Below are 23,533 nucleotides of genomic sequence, written 5' to 3'. Positions count from 1 at the left end.
AGAACCTTAATCCAACTCCTGCCCGTCATTTTCGATTTGGATATGACCACAATATAGACACTGTAGGGTGCAGTTCTGCGTCAAGGCAGGCTGCCCCTCGATCTTCATATCACTTTTCCCGTTCAGCCATGGCATAGTCAGCACCGGAACACACGGAGCCTTCTTCACGCCATAGATGTCTACCATCTCACTGGCCTGTACGGCTGGATTGAGTAGGCTGGAGCAATTCCCAAAAGACTCAATGTTCACCCCCGGCACGTAATCTCCAATATTCATTTGGGCTTTGTTTTTTATGTAGACGCCATGGCTAAAAGGCCTTTTCAAACGGGTAGGCTGCGTACCATAACTACAGCTTACGATCGCTCCTGCCACGACATAGCTTTTTTTCGCGCCGCTTCCCGGTCTTACCTGCGTATTTTCCACCTTACTCTATCCTCCTTCATGCCTCCATCTCGACTCTTTGTACTCGAATGCCTGTAAAGAATCGGCGCAGCAAGCTTTCCGCCACAGCCAAATGGATATAGATATGAGGTTCGATAAGCCCCTTAATCCGAAAAACAGGCGACTCCACCTCCCCCTGTCTCAGTACCAAACGCTTCAATGTCTGATTGGGGTACCATTCCGTGTGTGCGGACAAACAGTCCTCCATCGGCGGACGAAGCAACCAGTATACGTCCTGTCTGGCCTGCTGAAAATCGGTAAGGATGGCCGCCCTCCATTCCAGTCCCGGCATATATTTCTCCAATAATGCTTTCATCCGATCCGACACCAGCGGCAGAGGAAATTCCAAAAAATCTGGGTACACCGTTTGTGGATCGGTATGTACAGCTAGAAAAAGAGAGGCCTCCTGTTGTTTCTGTCCCTGGGTCTCCGTCAGGATATCTGTTACTTGCAAAGGAGACATCGCAGCAGGCTCCACCCGATTCATTACCCGCTCGTCTACCATCAGTCGAAAATATCTCAATGCAGCCACTTCCTTTTATTAACGGCATCCCTTATATGTGCAGGCTCAGAAGACGGCTCTCCATCTGGAAGCGAAGTCGCCAAAGTTGCCCCGTCCAATCCAATGGCTTCTCTACGCTGTGCATCCGTAAAAATGACTCCTTGTACATTGGCTCCCGTAAAATCAGCCCCGCTCAAACAAGCACCTTCAAAAGATGCACCTGATACATCTGCTCCAGCAAAGCAGGCATCCGTTAGATCCGCTCCGTTCAAAGTCGATCGATGCAGTAACGCGTTTTGAAACACGGCTCCGCGCAGCTGTGCATCTTTAAAACGGGCCTGCTGCAAGCTCGCCCCTGTGAAATCCACGCCAACAAAACCCAATGGCTCCCAATCTAAAGAAGCACCTGGTCCGTATCCGGCGTTACCCATAACGGCATCGAATATCGCCCCTTTCATCGAGCATCCGCTAAAATCGGCTCCATAAAGCAAGCTGTAGGTCAAGTCGATTCCATTCAACTGGCTTTGCTGCCATACCGTTCCTACTAAAACACAGCCATGCAAGCGCCTGCGCTCCATCTCAATCTGCCGAAAAGCCGTATAGCGAAAATCCAGCAGACTGTAATCTCCATCTGACAGTTGAACTTGGGTCAACGCTTGATAGCTGTACGCATATTCTTCTTTTTCCTCCAGCCACGACCGAATCTCACTTGCCTCCATGGCTCTGCGATCCTCGCGATACACCGATACGCTATGGTCCATGTATTCCCCCACACGAATCTCGAACATCTCTTCCCGCTCCAGCTCTTGAAACTCCGGTAAGCACACAGCCTGTTTCATCACCAGGCGGATCATATTTACAATGAGTGCATGAACATGTTCTGCCGCCTCCAGCATGGCATGCTCCCATTCAAGCTCTGATAGAGAAACATACTGCTTCTCTGCCTCTCTTCGCAAGTGCTGCAAATCGGTCCAATAGGAATAGGACCAGCTTGTATCCCATTCAAATCGGATCGGCTCGGGCTCAAGCATCCATAAAGCATCCGAAGCCTCCACAAGATAAGCAGGTCGCCCCTCCAGCCATGTGGTACGCAGCATGGAGTATGTGATATAACCGATCTTTCCTTTTCTTCCTTGAATCTGCTCGTGCCGAATGTCCCGGCAATACCCCCGAAAATCCTCGACACAGGCCTTTATCCGTTGCTCTTGTACCGTCTTGAACTTCAATGCCCAATCTCTACGGATTAGAAACCACGCCTGCTTCAAGACGGCTTGGGCTTGCTGCTTTGGATTTAGCTCATCTTTAGGCTCCTCCATTTGTGCATTCCTCCACGACCTGAAGTTCTTCCTATGTCATCTCATCATGCTGCCGCCATCCTGCGGCCGCACCATAAATAGCCTAGTTCGACTTGACTTCACTGCCCTTCATATCCGCTGACCCGCTCAACTGAATATGACTGCCTTTGCACCCCATACGCAGCTCGCTGCCTGCGGACAAACTCATCTTTTTCCCAGCAGACAAGCTCAAGTTGCCACCCGCCGATATACTAACCTGCTTATTACTCACAATATGAATGCCTTCCTTATCGTCCAGCTTGATAAAAATAGCGCCATCTTTCCCCGTCACAACCAGTTCATCCGGTCCCAGACGAATTTCTTTTCCATGAGGCGTTCGCCAGACTTTCATCTGCGGATTGGAAAACTTGTTGTGTCCGCTCTCTCTACCTGCACGTCGAACCGCACTTCCCGCAACCCCATCCTCTTCACGGCTGCCTGGAAAATACAAAGAAACCGGGTCTCCTTTTTCCGGCATCACGTACCAGCCTGTATGTCCTCCGCCGCTATACACCGCTGAATAGGTAAACCAATGCGCCTGATCGACCACCTGCTTCTCGTCGCAATCCAGATGAATACGCACCTGATCCTGACGCACGTCCACGACCACCCCGCCTAACGAAGCACCCGCCAGTTTTTCCTGATAGTAGCATTTCTGCCGTAAGCCTTTATACGGGGTAAGCACATATTGATGTCGCAGTAGCCCCTGCCTCATCTCCGAATAGGCCTGAATGACAAACAAACTGTGTCCCTGAAAAGACAACCGGGCCCCCAAATCCAGCACCTCGTCCGTCTCGACCTCATAAACAATAAAATCATTTTCGTCCACCTTTACCTGCTCGTTCTGCTGAAAATAACGGAAAGGCAGCATTTGCTTGCGCACGGTATAACGGGTATGATCCAGCACCGCCTGTGCCGGGCTGTCCTCGATGCCAAAATAAAATTTAGGACTGTCAAAACGGGCCACAGGCATCAGACTTGTATGATAGCGAGAAGCCATGCGTCTTAAAAAAGCCCAGTCTGTCTCCTGATACTGGATAGCAATCCGCCCGATGGACTCTCCGCCTGTCGCTCCATCAATCACGTCCAGCCCTTCATAATCCTCGCCAATGATCTCCAGCATCTGGGGAATCGTCATTTGGGTATACTGAAAAGAACGGGTGCGCTGCTGGATATCCATCCGGTAGGTATGAGAAATGGCCTCGACCATAAGGTAGTACACATCCCGAACGACCTTTACTTCGACCGAAAGTGTGATCCCGCTGAATAACGGCTTGCTGTCGCCCGATTCATCCCGCAGACTCACCTCAATGACCGTGTTCTTCTCCGTCTCTTCCACATAGCTGTCCCGCATCTCTTCCGGGATAATTCCTGTAAAATAAAGCCGGGTATGCTCGTTAATTTTCTTCATGAGGGTAAGCTGCTCCAGCTCGACCAGCTTATAGGGATGGATCAGGATATTATCGTAGCCCAGGCTCATAGCGAATCCGCTCCTTTCTTACACGTAGAGTGCAAGGGCGATGGCATCGGATGAAGCGATTGGACCGTATTTTCCGCTACAGGCATCCATACCTCCATATCCGATTCCATACAGTTGAACGTACCCATCATCACTTGTCCTGCATGGACAAAAAGCAGGATTTCGTTGTACAAATTCGTATCCACGCCCGCAGCTATAAAACGGATTCGCCCGATGGATAGACCGGAACGATTCACCATCACTTGAGTACCCATCCAGTTACGGATCGGTTGTACAGACCGCAGAACGTCTGCCATCTGCTCGACAAAATCAGGAAGCTCCTCGACCGCCAAAGAGGTTTCGGTGCGATTAAAGGTGATATTCACCGTCCCGTCCTCCGAAGTATAAATGACCTCCGGCCGATGCTCCGAAGGATATTTAAACCTGGCTTGCGCAAGCGGCATTAGCTTAAAAAATTTCGGGACGCTAACCTCCATTTGCCCTTCCAAAATCACTCTCATTTCCAATGGAATGAGATCATCGCCCAGCCGTAACACTGAATTTTTTTCAGTTATGGTTTTATCGTGATCATTTACAGTCGTTTGAGATAGGATCGTATTTCCGTCTTTAGATGCAGCAGTATGATTAAGCTTGTTTTTGATGCTAAGGATCTGCGTGTCCATATCGTTCATAAGGGTAGTCCCTTCTTCTTAGGAATATGACTTCAGAAAGCAAAATTGGGAGGATATATTTAACAATACCCATCTTACGTATGTATCGGCCGGAAGAGAGATTTTTTACAGATTTTCTGAGCAAGAAAGCCCACGGTTTTAATCGTGGGCTGATAGCGAAGTTGGCATGAAGGCATTTTAGAGTTCCCCAGAAAGATTCCATTGGACCGTTATCGATGCATCGTCCAACACGGATGTCCGTAAAATCCTGCGGGATATACATCGTCAGCTTGCCGTCGAAGAATGGTTGCTCCTCGAACGTGTAGTAGCGCTTTCCAACCGGTACCGGTACCGTACGAATGCCGTGCGGCTCCTTCGCTTTCTCTGCTTCGTTCAGCAGCGCCTGAATTTTCTCATCCATAATTCCATTCCACTCACCATCCCTTCCCTCGAATAAAACAGCCCGAAGATCCCTTTTTTTGTATTCATCATAAAAAAAAGCCTAACAAGCGTATATGAGTCTTCCACACAGGTCTATCGCAACCAATTATAGGCATTTGATAGCGAAATTCGTCGAAATACAACCAGATGTTTCCGCCCAATGTTGCGAGAGCCTTATTTCGGTCGCCTTGATGTCCGGGAAGGAAGCCGTGAACGGGTGAGTCCGCTCTACATCGGAAAGCAGAGGGGCTATGCCGGCGGGAATGGGAAGCCTCCACTTGCGAGCGATGCTTATATCGGAGCAAGGTTTCGACGATGCTACGGCAGCAATGTCGATTCCAGAGAAGTACCGCAAGCGTCTGCGGACGACGAACAGCCAGGAGCGTTTAAACGAGGAAGTACGACGTCGTGAACGTGTCATTCGTATCTTCCCTAACCGTGAATCTGCATACCGGCTGCTTGGAGCCTTGTTGATGGAAATGGATGAGAAGTGGAGCAATGGCCGCAAATATTTGGATATGACGGATTATTTGGAATGGCGCAAAACACATGCCAAGACTTCTTCCAAGGTTGTACGGTTAAGCTAGAGCAACGAATTTTGCTTGAGGGAATTTACACATAATTTTGGACTTGACCTCCATCAAGCTAAGATGGTATACGTCAACTTTAATTAAATACAGGTTACTTGAAACAGGGGTTCTCTAACTTTTAAAGAATTATTAATAATAAACTTAAAAAGGTATCAAGAGTGGTGAATGAATGGGAAAGCAATTCGATTTTTATATAGACGCTGAAGCAGAGAAATGTATTACCAGGCTTCGGATTGCCGATGAGGCACAATTGCTTATCTCAGAGGCACGAACCGAAAATACTCACCGACATGGTGGAACGACGAGTAGCTGGTTTTCCCTTGGAACACATCATTGGTTGGGCAGATTTCTGTGGTACTCGGATAGCTGTGGAATCAGGAGTTTTCGTACCTCGCCGCCGTACTGAGTTTCTTATCCAACAGGCAGCTTACCTTGCAATGCGAGGAGCTATCATAGTTGACTTATACTGCTGTACGGGTGCGGTGTGCGCTGCACTGGCTACAGTTCTAGGAGGGATTGATCTGTATGCAGTCGACATAGATTCAGCCTCAGTGAAATGTGCTTGTCATAATCTTAATTGGGTCAACGGTAATGTGTACGAAGTTGTTCTCTACCATCCACTTCCAACTAAACTACGTGGGTGCGTTCACATTTTGGTCGCAAACGCACCCTACGTACCTACTGAGGCAATTAAGCTGTTACCTCGAGAAGCCCGAGAATATGGGGCAAGGTTGGCACTCGACGGTGGGGCGGAAGGACTGGATGTCCAGCGACGGGTAGCTGCTGAGGCATTACTCTGGCTGGCACCCGGTGGTCATCTACTTGTTGAGACTAGCCACCAACAGGCCTTGCAAACTGTTGAGATATTTGCTCAAAACGGGCTAATTCCACAGGTGAAAAATTGTGATGAATTGGACGCTACTGTTGTAATCGGAACTAACCATCTCTTTAGAGTGAATACGGACAGCTAGACATTACCACAAATAAAAGCCCAAGAATTTATAAATTCCTGGGCCTTTATATGTACTTCCAGTAACATCACCTCATTGGAGGACTATAGGCCTTCCAAATAAAGCTGGATAATAAATTAACATCATGCCTACAAATGAGCAAACTAAATAAAAAATAGCCTCGTATTTTATTACTAGAGAAGAGTTATTATCAAGCTTTTTTTCATCTCTTTTATATATTATTTTAAATAAAGCTCTATATAATAAATACCCAATAATCGCCCCCAGGGTGTTCATAAATAAATCATCAATATCTGTAATCCTATGATTTAGCAATTGACTAAACTCAATAGCCAATGAAAAAAAGAATCCAGCATATGCGGTATTTTTCATTGTTCTAAACTGCGGCCAAATAGTCGGCAATAAAAAACCTAACGGCATAAACAGTAAAATGTTCAAAACATAAGTAGTAATACCTTCAGAAGCAAATGGAATCAAGTTGATTTCACTTGCACGAATCAATGTTTCATATCTTCTTATATCCCATACAGTCGCTATCCCCGTCATCTTATACACTAGCGAAAGGTAGAACAGAAAAACATACACCCATAGAAAATGCAGAATAGATATATTTTTTTGCGCTTTAAAATAAAATCCAATTTGAAACACAATACAAAAAATAATAGTACAAAAATAAGTATACAAATAACTAATTAAAACTCCTGTATGCATATAGAATCTCCTAGCTTTACATTTTAATCTATGACTTTGTCATTTTAGAACATAATTCAAGAACGGGTGGTCACAATCACTCCATCTATATTATTACCAGATATTTCATAATGTTCATCCACTGGTATTTCAACGTCAATTGTCTCGTTTTGAGAAATGGGATAATATGAAATCGTATATTTTTGCCCATCAATACTAACAGAAATGCTCTCTTCTTCCTTCAAAAAATCCATATATTCTTCTAGAGCGAAATTCTTTTCTTTCATAATCGCGCTGTGAGGGAAACCAACATAACGGATATGCCATGGTTCATATTGAATTCCAGTAACATCAGTTTTATCCTTTGGATAGCGTAATATAAAGCCGTATTTCCAAGCATTTTCTTTCAGCCACTTTCCTTCAGGTGCTCGCTCCATTTTCGTTAAGCTTGATCCTACATCAAGTGATAAGCCTGAATTATGTTCACTATAACCTGCTGGCAAGGCATAATCAGCCCCCATTTCTTGGTAAAGCACACTTTGCTCATCAAAGTCACGATAGCCACTATTAATAATAAAATGACTAACCCCTTCCTTTACAGCATCATTGACCATCTCTGAAAATTTTTGTGCTATTCCTTTTGACATATAAATATTCGTATCAAGCAACCCGTACCCATTTATCAATTCGTTATGTTTAGATAAATTTACGATATCTGACTTCACACTTTCTTGGCGAACAGGATATTTACTGTTGAATAATAGCAGATTTCCTTGATAAATCTGTTCATTTGTAATCGTTTTCGTTTGCGTACTTTCAGAAGTCCCTCTATTATCTAAATGATCTTTGGGATTTTGATCATAATTTTGAATTTCTACTTTTTCCTGAAAAAACAGTGCTTTATTAATGAAGGCAAAACCTAAGCACAATAAAAATAAAAGACCCCACTTCTTCATTTTCAGTTTCCTCCTTAACTTGGTGATAATAGCAAAACCGGCGGGGCGAAATAACTGCCTGTGAAATTGCGGAGCAAACGGGCGGTGTGGAATACCGCCCATCTATTCGTTCAGTCTTGTTTTTCAGGCTCATCTTGCCGCAGCGCCCGCAGAGAATGACCGCAATATCGCCCTGCTTACATCTTCAATACTATCTACTATATATAAATTCCCTACAAACCAGTTGCAAACGACGGATTCCCTGCCGAAAGAGATAGCTTTATATAGGTTGTCCGTGCAACGGTTAAAAGTTTATTTAACGGGGAAATCAAAATAGCTATTGGGGTATGGTTCGTTTCTTAATACATAGTGCCACCATTCGAAGCTATATGCTTCAAACCCACTGTTTTCCATGATGGAACGCAAACGTCTGCGATTTTGCGCTTCATTGCCTGAAATTCCTTTTGCCGCATGATGAGAGCGTTCATCCATAAAATCAAATCCGCTCCCCATTGGTACCAGCTCACCCGTGTCTAATCGATAAAGCGTAAGATCAATTGCACTTCCGCGGCTATGGCTTGATTTTGAAGCCACGTATCCTTTTGAAACCATCTCGGTTCGGTCAATATTGGGATAATATCTTTCCTTTGTCAGGTCATCTTCCGGCTGTGCAGCCCATTGCAAAAAACAGTTTACAGCGCGTTGGGGACGGTAACCGTCCCATAAAAGCAATCCGTACCCTTGAGTAGCAGCCAGTTCTTTTACCTTCAAAAGCGCGTCGGCCAACTCGTATGTTCCTACAATGCGATTTACTTCATATCCGTCAACCGGCTTTCCGGTGAAATTGTCCCATGTGGCATATTTAGCGTCCCAACGAACACCGTGTACTATTTCATCTAAAAAAGTAAATCCTATTTTCATTCTTATCATCCCTTTAATGCTAATACGATCAGGCGGTCAATCAGTTCGGGAAGCGTTATACCTGCAGCGACCATCATACGGGGATAACGGCTGTATGATGTGAAACCAGGCAGGGTATTGACTTCGTTAAGTACAATGCTGCCGTTATCTTGTAAAAACATATCAACACGGGAAAGACCTCTACAACCGAGCGCCTTATATATTTTTTTTGCCGTTTCCTGTATCCGTCCTCGCACCTCTACCGACAGGTCTGCGGGAATGGTTATAACTGCGTTTTCAGAGCCTTTTTCCGGCTCGGCTTCCTGATGAATACGAAAGATACCGTGCTGCAGCCTGATTTGGTCCACCTCGCCAACAATCAACTCGGAACTGTTTCCCAATACGGCACAACCGACCTCACAGCCCAAAACAGCCTGCTCAATTAAGATTTTGCTGTCATATTGTCTTGCCGATTCAATTGCGGCGTCCAATTCGTCTGCGCCATTGACTTTTTTCACGCCATAAGATGAGCCTGAACGCGCCGGCTTAACAAAAACAGGATAGGTAAACGCATCTATCGCCGGCTTATCGTCTTTATTAATAACCCAAAATTCAGGAGTAGCTATGCCAGCGTTTTTCGCAATTGTGTATGTCAGCGATTTGTCCATACAAATCGCGGAGCTTTGAATATCGCAGCCCACATAGGGGATACCGGACAATTCAAACAGACCTTGTATTGATCCATCTTCACCCGACTTGCCGTGCAAAACCGAAAATGCTACATCAACGTGGTGGATTTCATATTCATGGTTCTTTTTAACAAGCAAACCGTGCATTTCTTTATCCGGCGAGAGTACGGCTGAATAGCAATTGCTGTTTTCCCATTCCGCGCACGGTTTTTCGCACATTTTCCAAACACCGGATTTCGTAATTCCAATGTATAACGGCTCGTATTTTTCGTTGTCAATGTTAGCGGCAATCTCTCTTGCAGATTTAACCGACACGTCATGCTCCTCCGAGCAACCCCCAAACAGGATTGCAACTTTTACTCTATTCATGCTCCTGGCTCCTTTCAAAATCCAAACAGTTTTTAATTGTTTTTTCAACGGTATCACGCAACGCCTGTTCGGTATAGTAAGCCGTATGCGGCGTGATTATCACGTTCGGCATTCTTTGAAGTTTCAGTAAAAATTGATTATCAATTGGTTTTTGTGAGCAATCAGAGTAGAAAAACTCTTCCTCTCCCTCCAATACATCCAATGCGGCACCGCCCAGTTTTCCGTTTTCTAATGCTTTAACCAGCGCATCGGTATCTACAAGTGGACCGCGCCCAGTATTGATAATAAACGCGCCTTGCTTCATTCTCTTTATTTGTTCGTGGCCGATGATATGGCGCGTATCCGCATTGAGCGGCACATGAAGCGTAACGATATCGCTATTTTGCAACAACGCATCAAACGGAACATAGTTTGCCTCTATTTTTTGGCTGCGATCATAAGCCAGCACATGACATCCAAATCCCCGCAGCCGCTCAATAACCGCTTTGCCTATATGGCCGGTTCCCACCACGCCGACTGTCATGTCGCGCAGTACCTTGCCACGGACACTGTCCAACCTGAAATCATGTTTTTCCACAGAGCGCACAATAGATTTGGCGTTGCGTACTGCCATAAGCATCAGCATCATGGTATAATCGGCAAGGCTATCCGGCGAATACGCCACATTGCCGACAGCGATGCCCATTCTCTTAGCGGCAGTTGTATCTATATGATTGCAGCCGATGCTTCGGGTAGAGATATATTTCACGCCGGCTCTCTTCAGCGCAAGAAGAATAGACGCGGAAACCTCGGATTTGTGTCCCACGCTGATACATTGATTGCAGGGGGCTGATATGGCGTTGGCTTCTGACACGGCGGCGTTAATTATCGTGGGCATAATGCCAAAGCGCGGCGAAAGGGCACGGAATGCATCTGCCTCATCCTGCTCGCATCCATAAACGGTAATGCCGATGTTTTTCATAATTAAGACCATTCCTTTCTTCGAAAGGCACCAATAAGAAATAAAACGGGGATGCCGATGATCGCGGTAAACTTGTCATATCCTTCTCTGGAGAAACGAAAAAAGCTCGTTCTTACGGTTTAAGTCTACCGCGTAAGAACGAGCCGTTTTTTAATATTAAATTGTTAATTTCCTAAGAAAAAGTAAAGATGACCTTGAGATTTTCCTAAGAAACGATGTTCATTTCTTAGGAACTCCTTTTATCAACCAAGTCTGGCAAGGCCGGAAGCTCTACCGTGAACGTCGTGTAGTTATCATTGCTTTCCGCGTAAATCTGCCCGCCATGCTGAACAATGATTTGTTTTGCAATCGCCAATCCAAGTCCCGCGCCGCCCGTATCGGAAGAACGGGCATCGTCCAGCCTGTAAAACTTTTCAAATATGGCAGCGAGCTTATCTTTGGGGATGCTTCCGGCGTTCTTGAAAACGATGGACACCACATCCCCGGAGAGGCCCGCCGTAATGTCAATGACGCTGTTGTCCTCGCTGTATGCAGCGGCGTTTTTCAAAATGTTGTTAAAGACCCTCGCCAGCTTATCGGGGTCGCCGGATACGGTCAAATCCTCGGAAGCATGGATAACCGCCTGTTTTCCATTCGCGGCAAGCTGGGGATAAAATTCATCGGTCATCTGCACCAGCATATAGTATAGGTCTATGTGCTTTTTCGTGAGCGTAATCGTTTGGAGGTTATACCGTGTAATCTCAAAAAACTCGTCGATTAGCTGTTCGAGGCGATACGCTTTGTCCAACGTGATATGCACATACTTTGCCTTTTGCTCTACCGGCATGTCTTGCGCCTCGTCAAGCAGGCTCAGATAACCGATAACGGATGTAAGGGGCGTTTTAATATCGTGCGCCAAGTACATAACAACGTCATTTTTTCTTTGTTCGGCCAGCTTTGCATCCTGCTCTCGCTTTTCCAGAGTCCGTTTTAATGTGTTGAGCTTCTGTTCCATGAACTCCATTTCCGCAGAAAGCTCAATTTGTTTATCTTCGTTCTGAATAAGTATATCAATGCCGGTATTTATCTCGTCAAAGTATTTTGCAAATTTTGAAAGCATGACGCGGCATAGAATAAGAATACTAATGGCAATCGCCACATAAATAAAGATTTCTATATTGTTCCGTATAGTATACTGATATATTTTCATCGCGTCCTGACGCTCTAAGTGATAACTGTTTTCCAAAAAACGTACGATCCACTCCCCAAGTGTCCCCTTGATAAATAAACGTAAAAACAACACGAATACAACTGCTGCCATAACAATCACAACGATATACTGGTAGAGTTTTCGTTTTAGTTTGGAATAATCGGTTTTTTTATTCTTATTTTTCAATTTTATAGCCAACCCCCCATACCGTTTTTATATACTTCGGATTATCAATGGTGTCGTTCATTTTTTCGCGCAGATGCCGGATATGCACGGTAATGGTGTTGTTGCTCTTGCTGAAATATTCGTCGCCCCATATCTCATGAAATAACTGCTCGGAGCTAACCACATTCCCCTTGTTTTCACAGAGGATGCGCAGGATTGAAAACTCGGTGGGAGTGAGTGATAACTGCTTCTCGTTCAGAAAACACTCATGCGTGTTTATATTAATGACAAGGCCGGAGTGGACGATAACATTTTCGTTCTGCTCCGCTACTCCACTGTATTTTTTGTATCGGCGCAACTGCGCCTTGACCCTCGCAATTAACTCCAGCGGGCGAAAGGGCTTCGTTATATAATCGTCCGCGCCGATTGTTAGCCCTGTAATTTTATCTACCTCCGTATCTTTCGCGGTCAGCATGATAATTGGATAGGTGTGCTTGTCCCTTATTTTTTGGCAGATAGCGAGGCCGCTTGCGCCGGGAAGCATGATGTCCAATATGGCAAGGTCAAGATCGGCCTTGTCTATACATTCCAACGCTTCTTTGGCGGTATAGTATTTGAAAACCGTATAATTCTCGTTTTTCAAGTATAGCTCAACCAAATCGGCAATTTCATGTTCATCGTCCACAACAAGTATTTTATCGCTCATAGTTATCAACTCTCCTGTATGGATTTGCTTTTCTCAATCGGAATCTTTTACGAATATATAGTATTTATAATCACTGGAATCCGCTTATCCACGTAGGATATCCGCTGATTTCCATAAATGTGATTCTAACTCATTCTTGGATGAATACTCTATACAAATCCAGTTTACATAATGAAAAATTTTCGGAAGTTCCGAAACACAAAACCCCTTGGCACCCAAGGGGTTTCAGCATGTCTGCATTAAACGTTTATGCAGAATTTGATACAACGCCTATAAGTCAACGTTTTTGGCTTTGGAAGAAGTCCTAGAAGTTGCATATATCTATTAGGGTTTTATGCAACTTTAATGCACTACCCAAGTGCATTAAAGTTTTAATTATTTTTTTTTAGGTGTTCCCACTCTTCTCTCAATATTCCCATTCTAATGGAGTCATAATATTTACCGTTAACCAGTCTACACTTTCTTAGTCTTCCTTCTAACTTCATTCCCAACTTCTCACCTAAACGCATCATACGCTGATTCCCTGACCATGTTGTGAAACCTACTCTTACTAAAGGCAAAGATTTAAATAAATGGTCTATCCAAGCTTTAAAAAAGAGTGTTCCATATCCACCGTTCCAATAATCATAGTTATATATAGGAAGCCCAGCTTCTAACCAATTCGAAGCCTGATGTTCCCAATAATACGATACTATACCAATCAATTTATCATTAACAAATAACCCCCAACGGTTATCTTGTTGTACAGAAGACGATTTCTTTTCTTCAAGAAAAACAGTGTATGTTAAAGGGGTAGTCACAGGGTTGCTGCTCTAGTCCGTCACATCATTTATATAAAATGGAATTAAACTGATTAGCTATGGGGTTTCTAGGGTTCGTTTCTGGATAGCTCGGTATAAAGAGCCTTGCGAAATGCCAGTTCCTTCTATAATCTCTTTTACAGAATATTCATTGCTTAGCTACAATGAATAAATTAAAAATGATAATGGCAATTCTAACAGAAATAAGATAAACCAACCAATAAACCACCCTGATAATAACCACAAAGAACTTTTAGCATGCTTTAAGGGTATCTTCATTATATTTCTAAATTCCCTATTCCGCAATGTTGTGCCCTTTAACGACATAGATTACAATTTCTAGGTGATCTAATTAATTTCCGTCCTTATTCAACAATATGGCCCGTTTGTTCATTAAAAAGAAGGCTGCCGAAGAAACCCTTTGTTTCACAAAAGGTACCACTGGGAAATTTCTGTACAAAATTATCCGTTAACATCCGTCTATTTATCTACAATAAAATAATTATGTACACGCAGATAAATTAATAAAAACACATGGTGGGGGATTTGAAAAAAGAAACCCGGGATCGCTCCGGGGTTTCTTGAGCAAATAAAGCCCCGGTTTACTCCGAGGCTTTCTTCTTACGGGTATACACGGGGTGGAGCATGGTCGACGGTGCTCCACAAAAATGAGTACTTACCAAAAATGTCTTTCGCAACAATGTCTTTTGCGTTTTTTGCACTCCACCAATACTCTCTGACCTCGGTGAAGAACAACAGTGATTATTTTCCGATGACGTCTCATTCAAGCCACCCCCCTTTCTAAAATACAATATGAGAAAGCACTTCAAATGATTGGACCAGTATCACAACCAGTTAATAAGGACATACCTAGTATGGTTCCTTGCCTCTACTGGCGTATAAGCCTCTGCTATCGACCAAGAGTCAGGACGGAGCGGATGGCTGGGAACTGGCCATAATGAATGACTTGAAGTATTCCATGAGCTTGAAGCTCTGCAATGCATGCGACAACCTGTGGATCAATGAATACGAGCAATTCCTCTTCCCTGGCCGTCGTCCAAGTGGATAGCCGGCGGACGTCATCGTCAACATAGCCAGGATGGCATAAGAGCTCGGTTATTCCTTCCGAGATTTTGCATAGGAGGCTCAAGAGTTGGGGGACGCCTGTCTGGCTATCGTAGGTATACATCACTAGTTTATCTGTGACCCACGGAACTTCAGGGTCACGGCGACTGGAGGGCAGCCGCAAAGGAAGTTCTTCGCACTGCACGAGCTTTTTAACGAGAGAATACACGACTGGATTGTCCAAATGAATATAGTGGTGCGAATCGACATGCGTAGGGCGGAGCCCATGCTTTAGCATTCGACCGTATTGGGTATACAGTTCACGTGGGACAAAATGAGGACCGAATGAACGTCTTTCCTCGGAATAGACTCATTAGATTACAAGCGTATTATACTTTATGAGGAATTGAAATCACGGGCTGTACAACGTCTTGAGCTGCGGTGCCGATAAAGCTCTCGATCCGAAGAATGATTGACGCAGGACTCATGGGTAACGTAATACCGGATGCTGAGCGTTAATCGCATCCAATTGCTCCCGCAATTGATTTACATTTCGTTGCGTCATGGCATTCTCTCCCTTTCTCTTTCTACAAAAATACACGACCCAAGGTCGTGTCTGGCTCAGGGCGCCCGAGGGCGGCCAAGGCGAGTTTCCACAGCGGCGCGGACCTGCCTCCCTTTCATTATGACATGCCTGCAGTTCGTACGACTTCTTGTTTTTTATCGTTCACGATCAATTGAAAGATGTCCGGACGGCTGTAATGCCCCGTCACATCGAAATCAAAGCGGCTGTTGGTGACCTCGGAAAGATCGAACACCTCCGGGAACACAATCAATGCCGCTCCTTGTCCGGCAGCCTCTCTTGTCATCTGGGCAATCTTATCCATGGCGCTTGCCTTATCGAACAAGATGGGTGCGGATTGAATGGCAGCAACCTTGATATAACGCTTCTTCATTCCCCTCTCCCCCTTCCATGCCGCCTTGAATATAACGGAAATGCCGCAACCCGTAACCATCCAATCTGACGATTTCTGGACCAGCCACTTTACCCGGCGAACCGGATTGGCTTAATCCGTCCCCAATGGATGGTTACTTTCCGGACGCCATGCTTTACATTCTGGATTACATTCATCCGACGAGAAGCATGTTCATCCATCGTTCATCACTTATATTGAGAAATGGAGTGGATAGCAGTGCTTACCGAAGATCAATTGCGCGGCGTTATGGTTCCTATCGTGACGCCCTTCGATCGCAGCGGGAATGTAGATTTCGACTCGTTCACAAAACTGATCGCGCGCTTGGTGCCGATGACCGCGATTAGCAGCGCCGCGAGCAAGAAGGGAACTCGTCTCATGAAGGGCGCACGTGAAGATAGCATCGAATACAATAGTTTTGAACACAAAAAGCCTCCTCGCCCTTCTGGTTGTGGAGGCTTTTCCCTGTTCAGCTAATGTACAATGGAATGCTCTGTCCATTCCGACAGCAGCAATCCGGCCGGGAAGCTTAATTCTTGGCAGTTTTGTCTCTTATAATTCCATGGCTCGAACCAATGAGCACTTCTTTTCCTTGTTGATTCCTATAAATCGACCTTATTTCTACCTTCTTAACGCCTTCCAATTGTTCAATCTTGGTTAACGTTACTTCACATGTTATCGTATCACCAGTAAAAACAGGCCGAATAAATTCACTTATCATCTCTCTTGCGATATAGTTTAAATCACCGCCAATTTTTGTTCCTATACTAGCAGTTAATAAGCCCTGAACCATTAAACGTCCTCTTTCATCAGGTTCTACATGATGAATGCCTTGATCCCCAGAAATACGTCCAAACTCCAAAACATCTTCTTTAGTAAACGTTCTTTCCCATGTAAAAACATCATTTATTTGAATCATCCCTTCCCCTCCTTTACATGTAATATTCTGTATTTCATCCTAACACAGAAGTAAATGAATGACCATTCATTTTTTACCTTGTTCTACCAACCTTACCTTTTAGCAGCATAAGAACTGCACATTGGAATGCTCTGTCCACTCCGATAGCAGCAATCGGGCCGGGAAGCTTAATTCTCTGCTTTTATGAACGATCATTCCGTGCGTTGAGCGGATGTCCGAACCGATGGGGAGCACGTCGAACTCTCCTGCGGCTAGCTCGGCTTGCACCGCAATTTCCGGAATGAGGGCAAAGCCTGATCCGCATTTCACGGATTGCTTAATCATGTCAAGGCTCGGGAGCTCCAGCGCCTCCTTCACGGCAATGCCCGCCTCCTGCAGCGCCTGGCTCGCTTGCGTATGATACAAGCAGTCGGTTCCGAAGCTGATCAAGACCTCTTGGCTTAGCCGCTGGAGACCTTCCGTCTCCACCTCCCTCATCAGCGCCCGGGAAGCAATAAAAATCAATTTCTCTTCCACCAAGGGATAGAAGACGACGTCATGCCGCTGCGGATCGCGCGGGACCATGCCGAAGTCAATCGCATGCTCCAACACATGATCGAGAATATCCTGATAAAATCCCGCTTCAATCCGCAATTTCACCTCGGGGTACTTGTTCACGAAATACTGTATAAAAGAAGAAAAGCGCGTCAGAAAAAAAGATTCCTGCATGCGAAGATACACCGTGCCCTTCGGCTGCTCCAGCTCATTCATCGCTTCCTCGATCGAAGATCCCAAATGAACAAATTGATAGGCATATTTCATCATTTTTTCACCGGCGGGCGTCGGCTTCACTCCGCGCGGCAATCGATGGAACAATTTCTGCTTGCAAGCCTGTTCCAGAGACTGAATATGGGTGGTTACCGTCGATTGAACATATCCCAACCGCTCTGCCGCGCGGCTGAAGCTTTTTTCTTCCATCACGGCAATAAACGTTTTCATGACTTTTCCTTCCAGCAATTCTATCATAGGTTCCCTCCTGATATCGAAAAATGAAATATGTTCTATCGTATTTCCTCATGACTGCGATAGCTAATTCCATGATATCATAAATCTCGCAACAATATTACAAATCGATTTCAAAATTCGATAGGAAAGCGAGAGGGTGAAAAATGAGTCAAAAACAAGGTTTCCGATTGGGTGTCTATATTTTCAAAGATGCCGAAGTCGTCGATTATGCCGCGCCATACGGCGTATTTTCGGTAGCGCGCAGGCTGGATCCAGGGCTTGACGCCTTTCTGGTCGCAGATGCATTAAGACCCGTCCAGACCCAAGCCGGCCTTACGGTCTACCCCAATTACAGCTTCAACGACATGCCGGATATGGATGCCTTTCTCATCCCCGGCGGGTTCGGAACCCGGCAGGAGACCTACAACAATCGGCTGCACCACTTTATACGCTCCCTGCCCGAGTCGACCTTGCTGACCAGCGTATGCACAGGCTCCTGGATCTATGGGAACATGGGGCTGCTCGACGGGCTGCCGGCGACCAGCCGCAAAGAACCGGATCGGCTGGAAGCTTCCGCCATGGGCAAGGTGCCCATCGATCGCCTTGCCGAACTCGCGCCGGCGTGCACGATCAGCCGGGCACGCATTGTCGATGCCGGCCGAATCATTACCGGTGCAGGCATCGCCTCCGGCATGGAAATGGGCTTCCATTTGTTGCGGCGGGCCGGATATGACGAAGCCTTCATTTCAGATGTAGCCAGAGTGATGGAATATGCCAAAGCCTACAACATTTACAAAGAGGATATCGAATATTTCAATCCAATCGGAAACTAAAAAAAGCTGCCGAACGAAATCGACAGCTTCTACAGCAGCCGCTTCCCGGTTTGAGCCGGGGATCGGTGTATTTAGTCGGTCACATCTCCAAATCCCATTCAAGACTCGTCTTCCAAATTATATTCATCAAGATCCCTGGCTTCTGTAAAGTGCTCCTTGACACTCCCCACTACCTAAATGCAGGGGATTCTTGGGTAGTCACTCCTAACGGAGTGAAATCCACCAAGCTATCCCTGTGTGTCCCACAGTTCAGTTGGCTATGCCAACAGCCGAAGTCCTTCCTGCTCAATATTGATTGCAGCGTTTTCGTCACGATCGTGCTTAGCACCACATTTCGGGCAATTCCATTCTCGCAAGTTGAGGTTTTTCACGTCTTTATTGCGGTATCCACAATTTGGAGTGGAGCAGAGTTGGCTTGAAGGGAATTGCTTCCCAACGATGGAGATGGTTCGACCGTACCATTCCGTCTTATACTCTAGCATCGTACGAAACATAGACCACGAAGCATCTGCAATGGATTTTGCTAACTTGTGGTTTTTGAGCATATTTTCCACTTGCAAGTCCTCCAAACAGATCACTTGGTTTTCGTTAATCAACTTGGTTGACAGCTTATGTAGGAAGTCATTGCGGGTATTTGCGATCTTCTCATGCAAGCAAGCCACTTTGAGGCGTGCTTTGTAACGGTTTTTACCGCCTTTTTGTCTGCGTGAGTGAATTCGTTGCCACTTCGCCAATTGTTTTTCATACTTACGATAGTACTTGGGGTTCGCCACCTTCTCACCAGTAGAGAGAATAGCGAAATCCATGAGGCCAAGATCAACTCCTACGGTCTGTTCGATTTGCGGATGTGGTTGAATCTCTGTCTCACACAAAACCGACACAAAATATTTTCCCGAAGGATTTCGTCTGATCGTGGCCGACAGAATACGTCCCTCGACTTCTCTTGATAATGCAAACGCAACCCATCCAAGTTTAGGGAGTTTGATGCAATTTCCTTCCACTTTGATATTCATTTTGCATGTGTAGGACTGTTTCGGGTTCTTCTTGCTTTTAAATTTGGGATAGCCTTTTTTCTCTTTGAAAAACTTTTTGTACGAGGAATCCAAATCTTTCAAAGCGGATTGCAGGGCAGTCGAATCCACTTCTTGTAACCATTCAATCTCTTTTTTAAGTTGTGTGAGCATGGCAGAACATTCGTGGTAATTGAGCGTTTTCTTTTCCTGTTCGTAAGCATCTTTTCGTCTTGCGAGGAAGTGATTGAATACAAAGCGGGAACACCCAATCGTTTTGTTGATGAGAGCAGCTTGTTTTTTGTTCGGATACAAACGGAATTTGTAGGCTCTGTGCATGTTCAATCACTCCTTTCTTTTTGAGACGCAATGTACTTTTTAAACACATCCAGTTGAACCGTCCCGACTGTAGCAACAAGTTTGTCCAAAGAGAAGGGAGTCTGCTATTCAGGTATCCAAATTCCATCCGCAACACTCTGGATGTATAGCCCTGCAAATGCTTCACGACTCGGTGAATTCCGAACTACGGGTCACACCTTAGGAGCAAATGAACGTGGTCAGGCATGATCTCCATTTCAACAATTTCCGCGCGTAGTTCCATGGCCTTCTCAAGAAACAACTCTTTTAATCGAATGTCTACTGGCTCTATCAAACCTTTTTACGATACTTTGGACAAAAGACAACATGATACTAACAGTCAATACGATATTGTGGTGGCTCTCTACCGATCCACTCAAAATCATCAACTATGGTTAATTATACCATATTTCATTAAATGTAGTGAGTGTATCTAACAACAATCAACCAAACAAAGAACTCTCTTTTGGTCTGCTCTTAGTACCCCCAGAAGGGATGCAGAGCAAAGTGCCTTATATCCCCATAACTAAAAGCAAGGGGTTTTACGACACGAGTGCTAATATTCGACTTGTGTAGAATCCTTCAGAATGGAATTCACGTTTTCTGCTCCTTTCAGATAACCTCTAATATCTCCCGCCTTACACATCCTCGAATGACTTCGACATCCACGGTAATTCCATCCCCAATCACGTATCTGGGTGAATAACCATATAATACAGCATATGAACATCGGGGAGTGATTGAACTTGATCAAATTGACATTGGACATGGCGAAGCTGCTGATCGCTGCCGCGGAACGTAAGTCTCGCGAGCTCGGTCTGGCCGAGGTGATCGCTATCGTCGACGAAGGGACGAACCTCATTGCGCTGCACCGGATGGATAATGCCCGGATCGCCGCTATCGATATCGCTCTCAACAAAGCATGGACGAGTGCAGCGATGAAAATGCCGACATCCAATCTGTCGGAGGCAGCTCTTCCCGGCGGACCTACCTTCGGTATCAACACGACGAATCAAGGAAGAATCGTTATCCTGGGCGGTGGCATTCCGCTTGTCAAAAAAGGGATCATCGTCGGGGGGATCGGCGTTAGCGGCGGCACAAGTGCGCAAGACATCGAAGTGGCCAATGCCGCCGTCCAAGCGTTCGAGAGTATCCACGGGCGAGGCGGCTCGCCAATTGGAGCGGCACGAATTGGTACGCGCCAGTCAGCCGTTCCCTCGCCTTACTTGATCCGTGAATGAACGGCTACCCCCAGAAAAGATAATACTGACACGATGTCCATCCAATCAGTTCCCTTCGTTGCTTGTTAATCGGCTCCATTCGCGAAGCCATGCAAATGTCGGCGAATTATCGATATAAATTCGACAACGCAAGCTTCGTGTTTTTCATCCCTGCGCTTACATAAGGCAATCATGTTGACGGGAAGCAGCTCATCCACATGCACTCGGGCTAGCGCTCCCCGATCGACATACTCTCTGGCTGCCAGAGAAGAGATGAAGCTGGCTCCATACCCGGAAGCGACTGCATGGATCGTCTCGTTCAGCCCGCTAAATTGGAGCGCGGCTTGGGGAGGGCTCACCATGTTCGTCTTGCATAGAGCGAATAGCCGCTCTCGAATCGCACTTCCTTTCTCCCGCATAATAAAGGGCTCCGTCATCATTTGACGGAAGGTGATACGCTGATTCGCATACTTGTGGTCCGGGGCAACGACGAACCATACTTCATCCTGATAGAGCTCCTCCAGCTGCGATGATTTCGATAGTTTTCCACGATCGCTTCGATTTGTTCTTCCAGCGCAAAAAGCCGCTTTGCCGGATTCATTATTTTTTGTCCAATGGCCTTAAGCGCAACTCCCCTTCCTTTCGGTTCGAACAAATATACACCCAATTCCTTCTCGAACTTCTTGATCTGGGCCGTGATGGCCGGCTGGCTAATATTCAGCTTCTCCGCCGCTTTTGTCACGCTCCCTGTCAAGGCAACGGTATAACATATTTTGAGGGCATGCAAATTCATATGAAGTAAATATGGAGGGCTGCTCCTTGGCAAAGACGACTTTATACTTGACGAGACATGGACAGGCGGAATGGAATGTGGAAGAGAGAATGCAGGGGCACAAAGACTCGCCTCTGACAAGCTTGGGCGTGCTTCAAGCGGAATGGCTGTCATTTTTTCAACCGCCCGGACTTGTATCAGCCAACCGGCTTCGGAGAAACCTATGAGTAATTGATAGGCAGGGCGATCCCCGGTATCGACAGCATCATCTCCAGACACCAGGGCGAGACGGTGCTGATTGTGACTCACCGCATTACCCTGAAGACGATTATGGGCTACTATGGAAAAAAAACATTGCATGAGCTTGGAACCTTGCCGGATGTCCAATCGACCAGTCTCAGCAAAATATCGATAGAGGACCATGTTCCCATGATTGAAATGTACGGGGATACATCTGACTATCAATAGAGAGCACAGGTCTTGCCGGCGATAACAAACGGCCCCGCCTGCGAGGAGGGGCGGTAATATTTATTATGTTAACTGGCACAACGATTTGGCATTACCATCTGGCGGCCCACGCTTCGATTTCGACTTTGAGAGAAGGAAGCCCCAGAGCCGGCACATAGGACATCGTCATCGAAGGAGCGATCCCCCCATGGAACTTCTCCCACACTTCATTGAAGTAGTCCCAATCCATTTCTTCGGTAGCCAAAATATTGATCTTGATAATATTATCGGCGGACACCGCCTCCCCTTTCAGGATGCGCAAAATATTTTGCAGCGTATTCGATAGCTGCCCGTTCAAATCCGAAGGCATGTCTCCGTTCATGTCAGTCCCGACTTGTCCGGACAGCACCAGCAATTCCGCCCCTTTCGGAACGACAGTGAGATGAGTATAAGGGCCGACCGGAGCGGCAACCGTAGTCGGATTGCTGCGTTGAACCTTTTTGACCTCTTTCCCTCCCCTAGTATTGTCGTTTACGATAGCTAATGTCTGATGATCTTCCCAATAGCCATTGATGTTTACATTTTTCTTGGCGATGCCTTCTTTATGGAACCCGGCTTTTAACAGCACTTTGATGGAACCTGTGTTATGCGGCATGACCCCCGCTTCGATGCGGTGAAGATCCAGTTCCTGAAACGCATAGTTGACAACAAGCTTGACCGCTTCGGTCATATAGCCTTTCCCGTTCTGTTCTTTATCGAGAAAGTAGCCAATCCAACAGCTTTGCAGGTTGTATCTTACGACTTCGGTCAACATAATCTCGCCAATGATTTGTCCCGATGCTTGCGCACAAATGACAAACAAATATGCTTTGATCTTCTGTGCTTTGCTCCATCGCCTCTTTAATACGATCCTTCTGGCCTTGGAGCGTATAAAAAGACGCTTCCCGCAACCCTGTGAACTGTTGAAAGAAATCCCTGTTCTTTACTTCGAGAGCGAGCAGCATATCCGCATCCGACACCTCGACAGGTCTGACGTACACATTACTTCCGATCCATTGCATAGTTCTCTTCTCCTTTTGGTTAAAAATTAAAAACGCCACAGGAACCCTGTGGCGCTTAGCACAAGCTATGTAACCACA

General features: G+C 45.8%; 26 protein-coding genes and 5 pseudogenes. 7 read left to right on the top strand and 24 right to left on the bottom strand.

Features of this window, described 5'->3' with window-relative positions:
- Positions 1-6 precede the first annotated feature (6 nt).
- The 6 genes from DQX05_RS19060 to DQX05_RS19035 form a co-directional block, all read right to left on the bottom strand.
- On the bottom strand, positions 7-423 hold the full coding sequence (locus tag DQX05_RS19060; RefSeq protein ID WP_119795066.1) for a DUF4280 domain-containing protein: 417 nt from the start codon (positions 421-423) through the stop codon (positions 7-9).
- Between the two features lie 16 nt (positions 424-439).
- The gene (locus DQX05_RS19055; protein ID WP_119795079.1) at positions 440-946 is read right to left on the bottom strand and encodes a hypothetical protein; all 507 of its coding nucleotides are present in this window, start codon (positions 944-946) and stop codon (positions 440-442) included.
- 14 nt (positions 947-960) lie between these two features.
- Positions 961-2,259, bottom strand: coding sequence for a pentapeptide repeat-containing protein (locus tag DQX05_RS19050; protein WP_119795065.1), 1,299 nt, complete (start codon positions 2,257-2,259; stop codon positions 961-963).
- Positions 2,260-2,341: 82 nt separating this feature from the next.
- Entirely contained in the window at positions 2,342-3,757 is a 1,416-nt protein-coding gene (locus tag DQX05_RS19045; protein ID WP_119795064.1) for a hypothetical protein, read from the bottom strand.
- Positions 3,754-4,428, bottom strand: coding sequence for a hypothetical protein (locus DQX05_RS19040; protein ID WP_119795063.1), 675 nt, complete (start codon positions 4,426-4,428; stop codon positions 3,754-3,756). The genes DQX05_RS19045 and DQX05_RS19040 overlap by 4 nt, the downstream gene beginning before the upstream one ends.
- Positions 4,400-4,828 (bottom strand): hypothetical protein, encoded by a 429-nt coding sequence (locus tag DQX05_RS19035; RefSeq protein WP_119795062.1) that lies wholly within the window; start codon positions 4,826-4,828, stop codon positions 4,400-4,402. The genes DQX05_RS19040 and DQX05_RS19035 overlap by 29 nt, the downstream gene beginning before the upstream one ends.
- Before the next feature lie 301 nt (positions 4,829-5,129).
- On the opposite strand from DQX05_RS19035, the pseudogene DQX05_RS19030 reads away from it, so the two are divergent.
- A pseudogene (locus DQX05_RS19030) lies at positions 5,130-5,435 on the top strand (transposase); the annotation flags it as partial.
- A 242-nt stretch (positions 5,436-5,677) separates the two neighbouring features.
- Positions 5,678-6,409 (top strand): putative protein N(5)-glutamine methyltransferase, encoded by a 732-nt coding sequence (locus tag DQX05_RS19025; protein WP_310735681.1) that lies wholly within the window; start codon positions 5,678-5,680, stop codon positions 6,407-6,409.
- Between the two features lie 72 nt (positions 6,410-6,481).
- Here the strand turns inward: DQX05_RS19025 and DQX05_RS19020 are convergent, their stop codons facing one another.
- The 11 genes and pseudogenes from DQX05_RS19020 to DQX05_RS18970 all read right to left on the bottom strand — a co-directional run bounded on the left by DQX05_RS19020 (position 6,482) and on the right by DQX05_RS18970 (position 15,834).
- Positions 6,482-7,120, bottom strand: a complete 639-nt coding sequence (locus tag DQX05_RS19020) for a VanZ family protein (protein ID WP_119795061.1) — start codon at positions 7,118-7,120, stop codon at positions 6,482-6,484.
- A 56-nt stretch (positions 7,121-7,176) separates the two neighbouring features.
- Positions 7,177-8,055, bottom strand: a complete 879-nt coding sequence (vanY, locus tag DQX05_RS19015) for a VanY-A/VanY-F/VanY-M family D-Ala-D-Ala carboxypeptidase (protein WP_119795060.1) — start codon at positions 8,053-8,055, stop codon at positions 7,177-7,179.
- 291 nt (positions 8,056-8,346) lie between these two features.
- Positions 8,347-8,955 carry a D-Ala-D-Ala dipeptidase VanX gene (gene vanX, locus DQX05_RS19010; protein WP_119795059.1) on the bottom strand — a complete coding sequence of 203 codons (609 nt, stop codon included), beginning with the start codon at positions 8,953-8,955 and terminating at the stop codon, positions 8,347-8,349.
- 5 nt (positions 8,956-8,960) lie between these two features.
- Positions 8,961-9,992: a D-alanine--(R)-lactate ligase gene (gene vanA / locus DQX05_RS19005; protein WP_119795058.1), complete on the bottom strand. Its 1,032-nt coding sequence runs from the start codon at positions 9,990-9,992 to the stop codon at positions 8,961-8,963.
- On the bottom strand, positions 9,985-10,953 hold the full coding sequence (vanH, locus tag DQX05_RS19000) for a VanH-A/VanH-Pt family D-lactate dehydrogenase (protein ID WP_119795057.1): 969 nt from the start codon (positions 10,951-10,953) through the stop codon (positions 9,985-9,987). The genes vanA and vanH overlap by 8 nt, the downstream gene beginning before the upstream one ends.
- Positions 10,954-11,179: 226 nt before the next feature.
- A complete protein-coding gene (vanS, locus tag DQX05_RS18995; RefSeq protein ID WP_119795078.1) occupies positions 11,180-12,334 on the bottom strand; it encodes a vancomycin resistance histidine kinase VanS in 1,155 nt (384 codons plus the stop codon).
- Positions 12,318-13,013: a vancomycin resistance response regulator transcription factor VanR-A gene (gene vanR-A, locus DQX05_RS18990; RefSeq protein WP_119795056.1), complete on the bottom strand. Its 696-nt coding sequence runs from the start codon at positions 13,011-13,013 to the stop codon at positions 12,318-12,320. Before vanR-A ends, vanS begins: the two co-directional genes overlap by 17 nt.
- A gap of 371 nt (positions 13,014-13,384) precedes the next feature.
- Positions 13,385-13,813: a GNAT family N-acetyltransferase gene (locus tag DQX05_RS18985; protein WP_119795055.1), complete on the bottom strand. Its 429-nt coding sequence runs from the start codon at positions 13,811-13,813 to the stop codon at positions 13,385-13,387.
- A gap of 57 nt (positions 13,814-13,870) precedes the next feature.
- Positions 13,871-13,969: pseudogene (locus DQX05_RS32320) on the bottom strand (recombinase family protein); the annotation flags it as partial.
- A gap of 754 nt (positions 13,970-14,723) precedes the next feature.
- A pseudogene (locus tag DQX05_RS33240) lies at positions 14,724-15,203 on the bottom strand (ChbG/HpnK family deacetylase); the annotation flags it as partial.
- A gap of 358 nt (positions 15,204-15,561) precedes the next feature.
- Positions 15,562-15,834, bottom strand: coding sequence for a nitrilase-related carbon-nitrogen hydrolase (locus DQX05_RS18970; RefSeq protein WP_119795053.1), 273 nt, complete (start codon positions 15,832-15,834; stop codon positions 15,562-15,564).
- Positions 15,835-16,071: 237 nt separating this feature from the next.
- Here DQX05_RS18970 and DQX05_RS30935 point away from each other — a divergent pair, with 237 nt between their 5' ends.
- Positions 16,072-16,329, top strand: a complete 258-nt coding sequence (locus DQX05_RS30935; protein WP_182914817.1) for a hypothetical protein — start codon at positions 16,072-16,074, stop codon at positions 16,327-16,329.
- Between the two features lie 52 nt (positions 16,330-16,381).
- Here DQX05_RS30935 and DQX05_RS18960 read toward each other — a convergent pair whose 3' ends face one another.
- The gene (locus DQX05_RS18960) at positions 16,382-16,771 is read right to left on the bottom strand and encodes an FAS1-like dehydratase domain-containing protein (protein WP_119795052.1); all 390 of its coding nucleotides are present in this window, start codon (positions 16,769-16,771) and stop codon (positions 16,382-16,384) included.
- A 99-nt stretch (positions 16,772-16,870) separates the two neighbouring features.
- Entirely contained in the window at positions 16,871-17,776 is a 906-nt protein-coding gene (locus DQX05_RS18955) for a LysR family transcriptional regulator (protein ID WP_119795051.1), read from the bottom strand.
- A gap of 143 nt (positions 17,777-17,919) precedes the next feature.
- On the opposite strand from DQX05_RS18955, the gene DQX05_RS18950 reads away from it, so the two are divergent.
- Positions 17,920-18,588 carry a DJ-1/PfpI family protein gene (locus DQX05_RS18950; protein ID WP_119795050.1) on the top strand — a complete coding sequence of 223 codons (669 nt, stop codon included), beginning with the start codon at positions 17,920-17,922 and terminating at the stop codon, positions 18,586-18,588.
- Between the two features lie 257 nt (positions 18,589-18,845).
- Here the strand turns inward: DQX05_RS18950 and tnpB are convergent, their stop codons facing one another.
- Positions 18,846-19,937 carry an IS200/IS605 family element RNA-guided endonuclease TnpB gene (gene tnpB / locus DQX05_RS18945; protein ID WP_119795049.1) on the bottom strand — a complete coding sequence of 364 codons (1,092 nt, stop codon included), beginning with the start codon at positions 19,935-19,937 and terminating at the stop codon, positions 18,846-18,848.
- 2 nt (positions 19,938-19,939) lie between these two features.
- Positions 19,940-20,341: pseudogene (gene tnpA, locus DQX05_RS18940) on the bottom strand (IS200/IS605 family transposase).
- Between the two features lie 360 nt (positions 20,342-20,701).
- On the opposite strand from tnpA, the gene DQX05_RS18935 reads away from it, so the two are divergent.
- Positions 20,702-21,196 carry a GlcG/HbpS family heme-binding protein gene (locus DQX05_RS18935; protein ID WP_119795048.1) on the top strand — a complete coding sequence of 165 codons (495 nt, stop codon included), beginning with the start codon at positions 20,702-20,704 and terminating at the stop codon, positions 21,194-21,196.
- A 65-nt stretch (positions 21,197-21,261) separates the two neighbouring features.
- Here the strand turns inward: DQX05_RS18935 and DQX05_RS33450 are convergent, their stop codons facing one another.
- Both DQX05_RS33450 and DQX05_RS33445 read right to left on the bottom strand, forming a co-directional pair.
- Entirely contained in the window at positions 21,262-21,699 is a 438-nt protein-coding gene (locus DQX05_RS33450; RefSeq protein WP_472924374.1) for a LysR substrate-binding domain-containing protein, read from the bottom strand.
- Complete coding sequence (locus DQX05_RS33445) at positions 21,612-22,112, bottom strand: LysR family transcriptional regulator (RefSeq protein ID WP_472924373.1); 501 nt, start codon at positions 22,110-22,112, stop codon at positions 21,612-21,614. The genes DQX05_RS33450 and DQX05_RS33445 overlap by 88 nt, the downstream gene beginning before the upstream one ends.
- Here DQX05_RS33445 and DQX05_RS33440 point away from each other — a divergent pair.
- Together DQX05_RS33440 and DQX05_RS32310 are read left to right on the top strand one after the other, a co-directional pair.
- Complete coding sequence (locus tag DQX05_RS33440; protein ID WP_259392108.1) at positions 22,058-22,174, top strand: histidine phosphatase family protein; 117 nt, start codon at positions 22,058-22,060, stop codon at positions 22,172-22,174. The two genes, DQX05_RS33445 and DQX05_RS33440, sit on opposite strands and share 55 nt — an antisense overlap.
- 4 nt (positions 22,175-22,178) lie before the next feature.
- Positions 22,179-22,415 carry a histidine phosphatase family protein gene (locus tag DQX05_RS32310; protein WP_259392104.1) on the top strand — a complete coding sequence of 79 codons (237 nt, stop codon included), beginning with the start codon at positions 22,179-22,181 and terminating at the stop codon, positions 22,413-22,415.
- A gap of 91 nt (positions 22,416-22,506) precedes the next feature.
- Here DQX05_RS32310 and DQX05_RS32875 read toward each other — a convergent pair.
- A pseudogene (locus DQX05_RS32875) lies at positions 22,507-23,455 on the bottom strand (GNAT family N-acetyltransferase).
- Positions 23,456-23,533 lie beyond the last annotated feature (78 nt).

The sequence above is a fragment of the Paenibacillus thiaminolyticus genome, from assembly GCF_003591545.1.
Lineage (GTDB): Bacteria > Bacillota > Bacilli > Paenibacillales > Paenibacillaceae > Paenibacillus_B > Paenibacillus_B thiaminolyticus_A.
Note: the sequence above shows the minus strand (reverse complement) of the source record. Positions and strands in the feature narration are given on the sequence as shown.

Coding starts and splice junctions, on each gene's coding strand:
- DQX05_RS19055 (WP_119795079.1), bottom strand. CDS start 946: ATGGTAGACGAGCGGGTAATGAATCGGGTGGAGCCTGCTGCGATGTCT.
- DQX05_RS19050 (WP_119795065.1), bottom strand. CDS start 2,259: ATGGAGGAGCCTAAAGATGAGCTAAATCCAAAGCAGCAAGCCCAAGCC.
- DQX05_RS19045 (WP_119795064.1), bottom strand. CDS start 3,757: ATGAGCCTGGGCTACGATAATATCCTGATCCATCCCTATAAGCTGGTC.
- DQX05_RS19040 (WP_119795063.1), bottom strand. CDS start 4,428: ATGAACGATATGGACACGCAGATCCTTAGCATCAAAAACAAGCTTAAT.
- DQX05_RS19035 (WP_119795062.1), bottom strand. CDS start 4,828: ATGGATGAGAAAATTCAGGCGCTGCTGAACGAAGCAGAGAAAGCGAAG.
- DQX05_RS19025 (WP_310735681.1), top strand. CDS start 5,678: ATGAGGCACAATTGCTTATCTCAGAGGCACGAACCGAAAATACTCACC.
- DQX05_RS19020 (WP_119795061.1), bottom strand. CDS start 7,120: ATGCATACAGGAGTTTTAATTAGTTATTTGTATACTTATTTTTGTACT.
- vanY (WP_119795060.1), bottom strand. CDS start 8,055: ATGAAGAAGTGGGGTCTTTTATTTTTATTGTGCTTAGGTTTTGCCTTC.
- vanX (WP_119795059.1), bottom strand. CDS start 8,955: ATGAAAATAGGATTTACTTTTTTAGATGAAATAGTACACGGTGTTCGT.
- vanA (WP_119795058.1), bottom strand. CDS start 9,992: ATGAATAGAGTAAAAGTTGCAATCCTGTTTGGGGGTTGCTCGGAGGAG.
- vanH (WP_119795057.1), bottom strand. CDS start 10,953: ATGAAAAACATCGGCATTACCGTTTATGGATGCGAGCAGGATGAGGCA.
- vanR-A (WP_119795056.1), bottom strand. CDS start 13,013: ATGAGCGATAAAATACTTGTTGTGGACGATGAACATGAAATTGCCGAT.
- DQX05_RS18970 (WP_119795053.1), bottom strand. CDS start 15,834: ATGAAGAAGCGTTATATCAAGGTTGCTGCCATTCAATCCGCACCCATC.
- DQX05_RS18960 (WP_119795052.1), bottom strand. CDS start 16,771: ATGATTCAAATAAATGATGTTTTTACATGGGAAAGAACGTTTACTAAA.
- DQX05_RS18955 (WP_119795051.1), bottom strand. CDS start 17,776: ATGATAGAATTGCTGGAAGGAAAAGTCATGAAAACGTTTATTGCCGTG.
- DQX05_RS18950 (WP_119795050.1), top strand. CDS start 17,920: ATGAGTCAAAAACAAGGTTTCCGATTGGGTGTCTATATTTTCAAAGAT.
- tnpB (WP_119795049.1), bottom strand. CDS start 19,937: ATGCACAGAGCCTACAAATTCCGTTTGTATCCGAACAAAAAACAAGCT.
- DQX05_RS33440 (WP_259392108.1), top strand. CDS start 22,058: ATGCAGGGGCACAAAGACTCGCCTCTGACAAGCTTGGGCGTGCTTCAA.